The organism is Dyella sp., assembly GCF_035486915.1.
Lineage (GTDB): Bacteria > Pseudomonadota > Gammaproteobacteria > Xanthomonadales > Rhodanobacteraceae > Dyella_B.
This window is the reverse complement of record NZ_DATHMR010000074.1, coordinates 1-12,308: the sequence shown is the minus strand read 5'-3', so window position 1 is coordinate 12,308 and position 12,308 is coordinate 1. Positions and strand designations below refer to the sequence as shown.

The window sequence follows — 12,308 nt, the reverse complement described above, 5'->3', positions numbered from 1 at the left end:
CCACGCCGTTTTGTCGCAGCGCTCTCCGGTTCCTGAGGCGGCTTAATTAGCCAATCGGTGCATCGAAGCGCGGCGGTCGCAACAGATACTCGCGCTGCGCGGTAAACCACGCGCTCAATCCGAATCCAAAAGTGATGACGGTCAGGATGCCGCCGCCGACGAAATAGTCGAAGGTGTCCACCAGCCAGTAACCGCCCCAATAAACACCCATCACGCCGAACAGTATGACGAAGTTGACGATGGTGCGGCCGGTGGTGCCTTCCGGACCGATCAGGTGAGCAGCCAGTGCAGCGAGGCTGGCCGACGCAGAAACGATCGCAGCCACAAACAACATGCGCCATGGATCTGCTGCATGTACCACCAGAGCGCCGAGTGTCGTGTAGACGAGTGCCGTGAGTATGCTGATCGGCACAAGCACCGTCAGTGCATCCGATACGACCTTTTGATATTCGGCGCGGGTTTCCGGTGCCAGCGTCAGATACAGATCCGCCATGTTGGGGCGCATGCGCGTCATGCCGACATTTAGCTGCGGAAAGCGCGATAGGCTGAGCATGATCGAATACGCACCGATCAGCACGGCGTTGAAGTGTTGGCGATGCATCACAAGGAAGAAATAAAAGATCACCATCACAGCCACCAGCGCGATGCGCAAGGCGATGGCCTCAGGATTGTCATGCGGCAACAGCAGCCGGCGCACCAGCACCATGCGGCGTGTGAGCGTCGGATGCCGTTTGTAGCTTGCCAGGGCACGTGTCATGGCACGTTGCGAAGTCGTGTCGTAAAGCGCGGCGATGCGTTTGCCGAATGCACCGGTGCGTCGCGGTTCGCCAGGTATGCCGCGCGTCTGCATGCGCCCAAGACTGGTGCTTTCCAGCGGGGAAGCATCCACATCGCGATCGACAACGCGCAGCAGTGGCGTGACACTCAGTCGAACAATCAACACCGCGACAGCCAGGATCAGCAACGGCGTCAACGGCGATTGCACAGCTGTCTTCATGACTTCCGCGAACAATGCCGGCATCCAGCCAAGCACGATAAAAGCGGGCCAGATGAATACGCCGGCGCGGGGGTTGCAGCCCATCATCAATCCAATGGCGGCGATTAGCACCACCATGCTCGCCACGAGCGGTAGATATGGCGTGTGCAAAAGGGCGGCAAATACCAGCGGAATCAAAATCCATTGCACGACATCGATGGCTGCGTATTGAAGCAGTCGGCGCCGAAAGTCGGGCAGCAGGAAGCTCTCCGGAATGCACAGGCTGCGCAAGCTATACCCTTGCCCCATGTGCCAAAACCACGTGCCCATCCCGAACAGCGGTGCGCCGAGTGCGACCATGCCGCTGGTCCCATTTAACGCCATGATGCCCAGCACCAGCGTGGCCAGCCATAAAGCATTGGCGATGACCACGAGCACTGGCATCCGGCGAAACAGCTGCAGCCAGATATGCCACGAGGTTTTCATGCCAGCTCCACGAATAGATCTTCCAGCGTGGGCGTTTCGATTTGCACAGAGGCATTTTCACGCGCTGCCAGTGCGTGAAGACTTTCGACCATGGGATCTTCGACGAGCAACACGGCGCGCCGATCCTGCACGTGCGATTTCAGTGTGCCTGCCACAACAGGTGGTTGGCTCCAGGCTTCGCTGCGCTCGAACACGACACGCTTGAGCCGCTCGCGCAGTTCCGCAAGCGGCCGCATGAATTGAATGCGACCATCGCGAAGCAGCGCGATGTCGGCATCGGCGCGTTCCAGATCGGCGGTGATGTGCGTGGAAAAGATCACCGTCTTGCCGGGCGCGCGCATCAACGTCAGCAGCTCGCTCATGAAGGCACGACGTGCCTGCGGGTCGAGGCTGGCAACCGGTTCGTCGAGAACCAGCAGGTCCGGATCGGGTGCGATCGCCCGCACAATCGCCAGCTTTTGCCGTTGACCCTGCGACAGTTCGCCGATCTTCTGTTTCGCATCCAATTCCCAGGAGCCCAGTAAGCGGTCGACCAGCGATGTATTCCAGCGCTCGTAAAACGCCGCCGTGAAATCCAGATACGCGCGTACTTTCATCCACGGGAAAAGATCGAACGTCTGTGGCACGAAACCGATGCGATGCATGCGCTTGCCACCGGGCTCCAGCATCGGTTCGCCAAATAGTTCGATGCTGCCGGCGTCAATAGGCGACAGCCCCAGCAGACAGCGAAGCAATGTTGTCTTGCCCGCGCCATTGCGTCCGAGCAGACCGATCACGCGTCCGGACGGAACGCTCCAGTCCAGCGATTGGATCACCGGCCGTTTCTTGAACGATTTCTCCAGTCCACGCACATGCACGACAGGCGAGGGGATGGACTCCGATGCAGACACCGATGCGGCCGGTTCGAGAGAAGCCAGGTTGGAAGCGGACATCCCTGCAGGCACTCCATAGATATAGGCATGAACACTCTGCCTGTGCGGTGCCGGGCCGTCCAGTGGCGTCTTGTGCCGTTAAACTGTCTGCATGGCTGCCCAGCTCCCTAACACTGAAATTCCGCTCTTTCCGCTCAACACCGTGCTTTTTCCGGGCGGTCAACTGCAGTTGCGTATTTTCGAACCGCGTTATCTGGATCTCGTCCGTGAATGCACGCGCACCGGCTCATCGTTCGGTGTCTGTCAGATTCTGGACGGCCACGAAGTGGGCGCGCCTGCGATGCCTGCCGCCGTGGGCACGCTGGCACGCATTACCGACTTCAGCTATCGCGAAGATGGTTTGCTCGGCATCACCACCGAAGGTGGTAGCCGTTTTCGCGTCGTGCGTACGCGCGTACGTTCGGATGGCTTGCTGCGCGGTGAAGTGGAGCCATGGCCGGATGAGGATGCACAGCAAGTACCGGTGGAATTTGCGTTGCTGCAAACCATCCTGGAACGTTTGATTGAAACGATCGGGCCGCAATGGCGGCATGCTGAGCGATCGTCGTATGAGGATGCGAGCTGGCTCGGTTTTCGACTGGCGGAGTTGTTGCCGCTGGCGGCCGAAGAGCAGCAGCAATTGCTGGAAATGACCGATCCGTTGCAGCGTCTGGCTGAATTGCGCGATATCCTGCCTCGCTTCCAGAAAGCGTGAGATGGATATTCCAATGAGCACTCTCGTCGGCAAAACCTTGTTCATCACCGGTGCCTCGCGCGGCATTGGCCTGGCGATTGGTCTGCGCGCCGCACGCGATGGTGCGAACGTGGTTATCGCCGCGAAGAGCGGCGTTCCAAATCCAAAGCTGCCCGGCACCATTTACACCGCTGCCGCCGAGATCGAAGCGGCAGGCGGCAAGGCGCTGGCGTTGAAAGTGGATATCCGCGAGGAATCGGAAGTGCACGAGGCTGTCGCCAAAACCGTGGAGCGTTTTGGTGGCATCGATATCGTTGTGAACAACGCCAGCGCGATCTGGCTGGCAGGAACAGAAGATACGCCGATGAAGCGCTATGACCTGATGCATCAGGTCAATTCACGCGGCACGTTCATGGTCACGCAGGCGTGTCTGCCGCATTTGAGGAAAGCAAGCAATCCGCATGTGCTGATGCTGGCGCCGCCACCGAACCTCGATCCAAAGTGGTTTGCACCCCATACGGCCTACACCATTGCCAAATACGGCATGAGCTTGTGCGTGCTTGGCATGAGCGCGGAACTTGCCGCGTCAGGTATCGCCGTGAACGCGCTGTGGCCGCGCACGGTGATCGCTACGGCGGCGATCGCCATGATCGATGGCGTGAAACCGGAGCACTGTCGCCGCCCGGAAATCGTTGCCGATGCGGCGCACGCGATGTTGATCAAGCCGTCCCGGGGATACACCGGCCACTTCGCGATCAACGAGGATGTCCTGCGTGAAGCGGGTGTCCGCGACTTCGATCCTTATGCCTACAAGCCGGGTAATGCGCTGTTGCCCGACCTATTTCTGAACTGATGGGTTCACGAAAATCCGACGCAGCTGTCATCAGCGCGCCGCTATTTCCTGCGTAATATCGCCCCCACTCCGCCCAAAACCAAACGGCTTTTGTCGTCGATTAATTGCTTAAAAAGTGATCACTCGACGAGAAACCGGTGTATATTCTGTGAACTGCATCACATTCATGCAGTACATTGTTGCACTGCAGGCTAGTGTTGGGGTGGGGAAGGAAGTTGCCGACACGGATGCGGTAACGCTGTAGATCAGCAATCCTGAGGGAGGCGTTGCGATGACCGACACATCGATCCGCTGTGTTGTGTGGTTCGGACAGCCTACGAGCGCTGAAAGAGCGCAGTTGGCGCAAGCAGGTTGGCATACACGTGTCGCTGATGCGGGCACATCCGGCGGTGGCGTTGGCATTCGCCGCGACGACATGGTTGTTGCAATGGCCGATTTGCGCAGTGCGGATAAGGACGCGCTGCTCGAAATGGCCCGCTTGATGGCAGAGCAGCCGCGACTTCCGTGGCTTGCATTGCTCTCTGCCGATACGGCCGTCCAAACAGCTGACGTAGAGCGCGTGCTGCGCGCAAGCATCGATTTCTTTACATCGCCGATCGACATGCAGCGCTTGATCGAGACGCTCGCCACACTCGCCGGCGGTACGCCGGCACCTGTCGCGTACACCGATGTCCCCGGCATTACCGGGGCAAGCCCGGCGATGATGGCCGTGGTTGCCGCTTTGCGCAAATACGCGCCGGTCGATTTACCCGTATTGATAACGGGCGAGACCGGTACCGGCAAGGAAGTCGCCGCGCGCGCCTTACACAAGTTATCGCCACGCCGCGATCATCCTTTTGCTGCGATCAATTGCGGTGCGTTGCCTGCAAATTTGGTGCAGTCCGAATTGTTTGGCCATGAACGTGGCTCGTTCACCGGCGCAAATGCGCGACGCGTCGGCCATTTCGAAGCGGCCGCGGGCGGCACAGTATTCCTCGATGAAGTCGGCGATCTGCCGCCGGATGCGCAGATCAGTCTGCTGCGACTGCTGCAGGAAGGAACGCTTGAGCGCGTGGGGTCCACCCAATCCATCAAGCTCGATGTGCGTGTGCTGGCTGCCACGCACATCGATCTGGAAAAAGCCGTGGAGCAGGGACGTTTCCGCGAAGATCTCTACTATCGGCTGAACGTGCTGCGTCTGCGCATGCCCGCATTGCGTGAGCGTGCCGAAGACGTGCTGCAACTTGCCCAGTTGTTTCTCGATGCATTCCGCAAGCAACATGACTGCCATGCACGCACGTTCAGCGCGCTGGCGCGCAAGGCGCTGGTTGAGTTCTCTTGGCCTGGCAACGTGCGTGAGTTGCTCAATCGCGTTCAGCGCGCGGCTGTCGTAGCAGAAGGTGCGCAAATCAGTATTGCCGATCTGGATTTGCAGGAAGTCGTCAATGTCCGGCAGGTGCACTCTAGTCTGGGCCTGACGCGTACGTCCGCAGAACGCGATGCAGTGGTGGCATGTCTGCGCGAAACGCGATTCAACATCAGCGAGTGTGCACGTCGTCTGAAGGTGTCGCGCGTCACGATTTACCGGCTGTGCAAAAAGCATCAGCTGGTACTGGAAGACATGCACTAAAAAAGCGCAGGCCACTCGCCTGCGCTTGGTGGCCCCTGAACGCTTCGGACATGTAGAGAATCTTGAATGTCAGCGTGGAGTCCGGCGCGTCTGGCGTCACGCCCATGCCGAGTATCGTCACGAGCGTAGTGTGCGGATCCAGCGCGTAGGTGAATCCAAGATTCAACGTTGTGGCATTGGCCCGGCTGCCGATGATCTTTGTCCGCGAGCCGCCGCTACACCAGACGCGGTATCCGGACGGCTACATGTTTCCGTCAGAATCTTCTAGTTGACGGGGAAGTTCACATCGCCCGCGTACGCACGTAGGCTCAAGCAGGTCGTGGCCAGCCCGAGCAGGCCAACAATGTGAAGCCACACGTCGCAAGACTCCTCTGTACTCGGCCTTGCGAAGGGAAGACCCCCTACCCGCAGGGGACGGGTAGGGGGCTTCCACTTGGTGCCCGGCGGCATGTCGCCGGGTTACCGCCCTCGTTGCCGTCTTGCGACGGCGCATTTGTCCTCAGCCAACTATCCGATTACTTGTTCGGGTTGGCTGCTGCGGTGGCCTGGAGTCAGTCATGCCAGCAGTCAGATCATCCATTTCATGTTCAGCCGTCTCTCCGTTGCCGGTGCCCTGCATCACATTCCCCTCTTGTGGATTCCCCGACGCACTCTCCATCGGCGCCGTGTCCAGTGCGGTGGGATTGCGATCCGCCGGGCGGGTTGCGACATTTCGGATCAAGACGGTCTCACTCGGTTGGTTTTTTTGCGCGACTTGTGCGCCATCGGCGAACGAGTCGACGGAGCGAGCGCGAGTGCCATGACACTCGCGAATAAAGCGCAACGGCATGCGTGGCCATCCAAATGGCGCAAGCTGTCCATGAGCGGCCTCCCCTACATTTCCTTGAGGATTAAGAACAGCAAGCAACGTGCCATCAGCGAAGAACCTAGGAAAACCACGGCTTCCCGGGAATAGTTCGTCGAATCGGTGTGAGGGAAATTGTTACAGCCTGTTACACGCTACGCCCGCAATTTACGCACTAAAGGACCGTCATGACGCGGTTTCCAGCGGCTGTAGCAATGTTGATACAGGTCACCGTGTGCAGGACAACGCCAGCGTATGGTCGCTGGCTCTGGTATCGGCAGAGCACGCTGGTAGGATGCGTATTTCCCCCACTTTCATCCCAATGGCACGGTCATTGCGGCCGCGCCTGGAGTTACGCATGCAACCCTCGCAGGAACCCTCTGCTCAGCCGCTCATCGATCTTGCCAAGCGTTATTGGTTGCCGGTGTACAAGCCGCGCGATCTGGTGCTTGATCACGGCAAGGGTGCGCGTGTGTGGGATACGGAAGGTCGCGATTACATCGACTTCGGCGCGGGTATTGCTGTCAATGCGCTGGGACACCAGGACCCGGACCTGCTTGCTGCGCTGACTGCGCAAGCGAACAAGCTTTGGCACAGCAGCAACGTGTTCTACACCGAGCCGCCGCTGCATCTTGCCGAAGAATTGGTGCAGGCGTCGGGTTTCGCGGAGCGCGTGTTCCTCTGCAACTCCGGTGCGGAAGCCAACGAGGCAGCGATCAAGCTCGTGCGCAAGTGGGCGACAGCGCAGGGCAGGTCACCGGAGCGGCGCGTGATCGTGACGTTTCGTGGCTCGTTCCATGGGCGAACGCTTGCGACGGTCACGGCGACGGCGCAGCCGAAATATCAGGAAGGCTACGAACCGCTTCCCGGCGGATTTCGTTATCTGGATTTCAACGATGCCGCCGCACTTGAACAGGCGTTCGCGCAGGGCGATGTCGCCGCTGTCATGCTCGAACCGGTGCAAGGCGAAGGCGGTGTGCTGCCCGCGGCGCCGGGTTTTCTGAAGCGCGTTCGAGAGTTATGCGATAAGCACGGCGCGCTGCTTGTGCTGGACGAAATCCAATGTGGCATGGGTCGCACGGGTACGTTGTTCGCACATTCGCAAGATGGTGTGACGCCGGACATCGTGACGTTAGCCAAGGCGCTGGGATGCGGGTTTCCGATCGGTGCGATGCTCGCGGGCCCAAAAGTTGCACAAGTCATGCAGTTTGGTGCACACGGCACGACGTTCGGCGGTAATCCGATGGCCGCTGCCGTGGCACGCGTCGCCTTGCACAAGCTGTCTTCCGCCGAGGTGCGCGCGAATGTCGAACGCCAGTCTGCCGCGTTGCGCGAGGCGCTGACATCACTCGGCGCCGAGCTGGGTTTGTTTTCGGAAGTACGTGGTCGCGGATTGATGTTGGGCGCTGTGCTGACGGACTCTTATCGCGGGAAGGCGGGTGACATATTGGATTTCGCAGCGGCGCACGGTCTGCTTATGCTTCAGGCCGGACCGGATGTGCTGCGTTTTGTTCCGCCGTTGAACATTAGCGACAAAGACATAGCAGATGGCCTGACGCGGCTTCGTGCTGCGCTTCATGCATTCGTGAATCGATAATGGCGCTTGCTGACGCCATAACGTTTAGGACATTCCGATGAAATATCTGCACAGCATGGTTCGGGTTCGCGACCTCGATGCTTCGCTGCGTTTCTATTGCGAAGGCCTTGGCCTGAAACAGGTGCGTCGCATGGACGTGCCGGAGGGAAAGTACACGCTGGTTTATCTGGCGGCGCCCGATAGTCCGGAGGCAGAAGTCGAGCTGACCCACAACTGGGGGTCTGAAGAAGACTACGGTTCGGCCCGTAACTTCGGTCATCTCGCTTTCCGTGTCGAAGACATCTACGCAATGTGCGCGCATTTGCAGTCGCTGGGTTACACCATCCATCGTCCGCCGCGCGACGGCCATATGGCTTTTGTGCGTTCGCCCGATCAGATTTCGATCGAGCTATTGCAGCACGGGCATCTGCCACCGCGCGAGCCTTGGGCGTCGATGCCCAATACCGGCAGCTGGTAGAGTTGAATCGCTGGCACGTCAGTCTTTTTCTGCAGGTAACGTTGTCCCGCAAATCCTGCAATGTTGCGCATCGCCTTCGTGATCTGCTTGGCCGCAGTGCGTGCACGGTACGTACTTCCTGCGTGCGCGCATGCCGGCGGCAAGTTCTGCGGTGAAGATTCCGGTCGGCACGGCAATGATGCTGTAGCCGATCAGAATGATCAGTGACGTCAGCAATTTGCCGAGCGTGGTTTTCGGTGTGATGTCGCCGAAGCCTACCGTGGTCATGGTCACAATGGCCCAGTACATCGATGTCGGAATCGACGTAAAGCCATCTTCCGGGCCTTCGATGAGATACATCAACGCACCGAAGATCAGCACCAGCGTAAGAATGGTGCTGAAAAAGATCAGCACCTTACGACGGGCGCGAATCAGCGTGAGCCAAAGCAGATCGGCTTCGCCAACATAACGGGTAAGCTTGAGTATTCGGAAGATACGCAGGATGCGCAGCGCGCGCACCACGAGCAGATACTGACTTCCCGCCGCGAACAGGCTTAACCACGTAGGCAATACCGCAAGCACGTCGACGATACCGAAGAAGCTGCGCATGTATCGCCATGGGCGATCCACCACGACGATGCGCATCGCATATTCGAGCGTAAAAGCCAGCGTGAAGAACCACTCAAGTCCGTAGAACAACGTGCTGTAGCGAAGATGGATCTGCGCCACGCTGTCGAAAACCGCCACGGCAATACTTGCCAGAATGGCGACGATCAGCAGCACGTCGAAGCGACGTCCCGCGGTGTCGTCATGCCCGAAGATGATGTGGAACCAGCGCGCTCGCCATCCTGTTGTTGTGGCAGGGCCGAGTTGATCGGCAAATGGCGAGGGCTGCGACATATCGGCTATCCGGCCCGAGCCTGGCGCATGGCCGCGCGTGCGGCGTCCAGCGTGGCTGCTATGTCTTCGTCGCTGTGCGCGCTGGAGAGAAAGCCTGCCTCGAATGCGCTCGGTGCGAGGTAAACACCGCGCTCGAGCATGCCGTGGAAAAAACGATTGAACAGCGCGGTGTCGGCGGCGGTCGCCTGCGCGTAGCTATGGACCTTTTCGTGAGTAAAGAACAATCCAAACATGCCACCCACTCGATTGGTGCTGAAAGGAATGCCTTCGCCATCGGCTACTGATTGCAGCCCATCCGTCAGCAGGCGTGTACGCGCAGCCAGCGTATCGTAGAAGCCCGGTGCCTGTATGAGTTCCAGCATTGCCAGGCCTGCCGCCATCGCTACCGGATTACCGCTCAAGGTACCCGCCTGATAAATGGGGCCGGCAGGAGCGATTTGCTGCATCAAATCGCGACGTCCGCCATAAGCGCCGACCGGCATGCCACCGCCGATGATTTTGCCGAAGGTCGTCAGATCCGGCTTCACGTCGTAATACGTCTGCGCGCCACCGAGTGCAACACGGAAACCTGTCATTACTTCATCAAAAATGAGAAGCGCGCCGTGACGCGTGCACAAGTCGCGCAAACCCTGCAGATAGCCGTCCTTCGGCGGAATGCAGTTCATGTTGCCGGCGACGGGCTCGATGATGAGTCCAGCAATGTCGGCACCATGCTCAGCGAACAACGCTTGCGCTGCGGCGAGGTCGTTATACGGCAGTGTGAGCGTGAGGTCAGCGTTTGCTTTGGGGACGCCTGGGGACGTCGGCACGCCAAATGTCAGCGCGCCCGAACCGGCTTTCACCAGAAAGCTGTCGCCGTGACCGTGATAGCAGCCTTCGAATTTCACGATCTTGCTGCGGCCGGTTGCGCCACGCGCCAGTCGAATTGCAGACATCGTGGCTTCGGTGCCGGAGTTCACCATTCGCACCATGTCGATCGATGGCATCAGCTCGATGATGGTTTCGGCCATCGTGATTTCAGCCGGGCACGGCGTGCCAAACGACAAACCATCGCGCACGGCACGTTCCACCGCTTCGCGCACTTTGGGATGGTTATGGCCAACAATCATTGGTCCCCACGAACCGACATAGTCGATATAACGCGTACCTTCCACGTCCCAAAGATAGGCGCCGTCGGCGCGCGCTGTGAAGAACGGTTCACCGCCGACGGACTTGAAAGCGCGCACGGGAGAATTCACGCCACCGGGCATCAGTTGCAGGGCGCGCTGGAACAGTTCGTGATTCGTCATGAAGAAACGGCTCGATCGGGGAAATAGAGTTGAGTGAAGTGTTGCGCAGCGGCGCGAACGTCTGGACGTCCAAACACGGCCGAAATGACCGCCAGGTAATCCGCACCTGCTGCGATCAGGGATGCGCCATTGTCCGGCGTGATTCCACCGATCGCCACCCGTGGAATGCCCAGGGCGGCGCTGTGCCGCAATAGCTCGACGTTTGCCCGCCGTGCCTGCGGCTTGGTGGGCGAGGGAAAGAATGCGCCAAAGGCAACATAGTTTGCTCCCTGTTTTGCCATGTGTTGCGCGCGTTCGAGAGAGTCGTAGCACGACACACCGATAATGGCGTTCGAGCCTAGCGCGACACGTGCCTCGGCGATGCTGTCATCAGTTTCGCCAAGGTGCACACCCGCGGCACCGACCGCGCGCGCCAGGGAAATATCGTCATTGATGATCAGCGGCGCATCGTGTTCGCGGCAAAGCGCCAATAGCGTTTCGGCTTCGTCGTGGCGTCGCTGCGTGTCGTCTGTTTTGTCGCGGTATTGCACGACTCGCGCACCGCCTAGCAGCGCCTGTTTCACGGCCTCGAAAAGATCGGGGCGCGGACCGTCGGTAATCACATACAGGCCGCGATCCGAAAAAGATGTGGACGTCATAAATTCACGGTGTAGGCCGATAGGCCGACTTTCGCATCGGCGAAGGAGTTGCGAGAATGCCCTATTCAACTCGATCTGGCGACGCACACCCATGAACCAAGCTTCCACCGACACCACCCTGCGCAAATGGATGTGCGTGGTTTGCGGCTTCATTTATGACGAAGCGCTGGGGTTGCCGGAAGAGGGCATCGATCCCGGCACGCGCTGGAGCGATGTGCCCGATACCTGGACGTGCCCGGACTGCGGCGCCACCAAGGACGATTTCGAGATGATCGAAATCGACTGATCCGCCGTGCTCGGCCCGCGAAACGCCCGATTTTGCCAGCGCGCCGGCCGTTTCGTCTGATGGAATGATCCTCGAGCGATCCTTATCCCCGAGGAACTGCCATGCAGCAATTCATTCCGTTTGAAGACGATTGGGACGCGCTGGAAAAGCTGTTTCCCGAAGCGTTGATTCCGTACCGCGTGGGCTATGTGCCGATGCACGAGCCCGCCAATCATCTCTTGCCGTTGGCATCTGTCGTTTCTGAGCCCTCCGCGGTTCCAGAAGCGGCGAACCAGCCCTGATACAGACGTTAGCGGGTGGGGCCTGCCGTTTCTCGCCCACGCGTTCAGCTTAGGCATTCGTCGAAAGTGAGCCCCGTGCCGCCACGCCAAGCCTGGCGGCGTCTCGTTTCCGCGGTCGTGCTCATGACGGCACGGTTACTACCATTCCCCATTTCCGGGAATTCGATGTGTTTTGCCCCTTCACATCACCCCTGCGCAAGCGCTATGATTTCACCCCCTTCGACGAAACGTCCTGTCGAAGGGCTCCCCACTTCCTGAATAATTTTCCAAATTTTGGGTGTTGACGGAAGTGTGAAGAGATGTAGAATGGGCGGCTCACCCCGGACGAAACGTCCTTGGGGCGACCTCGCAAGAGGTTGGATTGAAGCGATCTTTGACAGTGTGCGCAGGTGACTTGTGTGGGCGTCTTGCGATGGAAGGGAAACCTGTCCAATAAATGCAAGCGTCTAACCTAAGAGTCAATTCAAAAAGCTGACGTTTTACGGTTAGGACAACGCTTCAGAAAGAT

General features: G+C 59.1%; 12 protein-coding genes. 7 read left to right on the top strand and 5 right to left on the bottom strand.

All coding sequences use genetic code 11. The features are described from left to right. Positions 1 to 46: 46 nt before the first annotated feature. The gene (locus VK725_RS06105; protein WP_325317169.1) at positions 47 to 1,462 is read right to left on the bottom strand and encodes a hypothetical protein; all 1,416 of its coding nucleotides are present in this window, start codon (positions 1,460 to 1,462) and stop codon (positions 47 to 49) included. Further along, positions 1,459 to 2,394: an ABC transporter ATP-binding protein gene (locus VK725_RS06100; protein ID WP_325317168.1), complete on the bottom strand. Its 936-nt coding sequence runs from the start codon at positions 2,392 to 2,394 to the stop codon at positions 1,459 to 1,461. Before VK725_RS06100 ends, VK725_RS06105 begins: the two co-directional genes overlap by 4 nt. 91 nt (positions 2,395 to 2,485) lie before the next feature. Here VK725_RS06100 and VK725_RS06095 point away from each other — a divergent pair, with 91 nt between their 5' ends. The 5 genes from VK725_RS06095 (at position 2,486) to VK725_RS06075 (ending at position 8,427) form a co-directional block, all read left to right on the top strand. Then, complete coding sequence (locus VK725_RS06095) at positions 2,486 to 3,088, top strand: LON peptidase substrate-binding domain-containing protein (protein ID WP_325317167.1); 603 nt, start codon at positions 2,486 to 2,488, stop codon at positions 3,086 to 3,088. 13 nt (positions 3,089 to 3,101) lie between these two features. Beyond that, positions 3,102 to 3,920: an NAD(P)-dependent oxidoreductase gene (locus tag VK725_RS06090; RefSeq protein ID WP_325317166.1), complete on the top strand. Its 819-nt coding sequence runs from the start codon at positions 3,102 to 3,104 to the stop codon at positions 3,918 to 3,920. Between the two features lie 271 nt (positions 3,921 to 4,191). Next, positions 4,192 to 5,529: a sigma-54 dependent transcriptional regulator gene (locus tag VK725_RS06085; RefSeq protein WP_325317165.1), complete on the top strand. Its 1,338-nt coding sequence runs from the start codon at positions 4,192 to 4,194 to the stop codon at positions 5,527 to 5,529. 1,202 nt (positions 5,530 to 6,731) lie between these two features. After that, on the top strand, positions 6,732 to 7,970 hold the full coding sequence (locus tag VK725_RS06080; protein ID WP_325317164.1) for an acetylornithine transaminase: 1,239 nt from the start codon (positions 6,732 to 6,734) through the stop codon (positions 7,968 to 7,970). Positions 7,971 to 8,007: 37 nt separating this feature from the next. Further along, the gene (locus VK725_RS06075; RefSeq protein WP_325317163.1) at positions 8,008 to 8,427 is read left to right on the top strand and encodes a lactoylglutathione lyase; all 420 of its coding nucleotides are present in this window, start codon (positions 8,008 to 8,010) and stop codon (positions 8,425 to 8,427) included. Between the two features lie 18 nt (positions 8,428 to 8,445). Here VK725_RS06075 and VK725_RS06070 read toward each other — a convergent pair whose 3' ends face one another. Genes VK725_RS06070 through thiE form a run of 3 tightly spaced genes read right to left on the bottom strand, consistent with a single transcriptional unit; the run spans position 8,446 to position 11,233 of the window. Then, positions 8,446 to 9,306, bottom strand: coding sequence for an ion transporter (locus VK725_RS06070; RefSeq protein ID WP_325317162.1), 861 nt, complete (start codon positions 9,304 to 9,306; stop codon positions 8,446 to 8,448). 5 nt (positions 9,307 to 9,311) lie between these two features. Continuing rightward, positions 9,312 to 10,595, bottom strand: a complete 1,284-nt coding sequence (hemL, locus tag VK725_RS06065) for a glutamate-1-semialdehyde 2,1-aminomutase (RefSeq protein WP_325317161.1) — start codon at positions 10,593 to 10,595, stop codon at positions 9,312 to 9,314. Continuing rightward, entirely contained in the window at positions 10,592 to 11,233 is a 642-nt protein-coding gene (gene thiE / locus VK725_RS06060) for a thiamine phosphate synthase (protein WP_325317160.1), read from the bottom strand. Before thiE ends, hemL begins: the two co-directional genes overlap by 4 nt. 91 nt (positions 11,234 to 11,324) lie before the next feature. Between thiE and VK725_RS06055 the strand changes: the two genes are divergently transcribed. Beyond that, positions 11,325 to 11,519, top strand: a complete 195-nt coding sequence (locus tag VK725_RS06055) for a rubredoxin (protein ID WP_126675076.1) — start codon at positions 11,325 to 11,327, stop codon at positions 11,517 to 11,519. 101 nt (positions 11,520 to 11,620) lie between these two features. Further along, a complete protein-coding gene (locus VK725_RS06050; protein ID WP_325317159.1) occupies positions 11,621 to 11,800 on the top strand; it encodes a hypothetical protein in 180 nt (59 codons plus the stop codon). Positions 11,801 to 12,308: the final 508 nt, after the last annotated feature.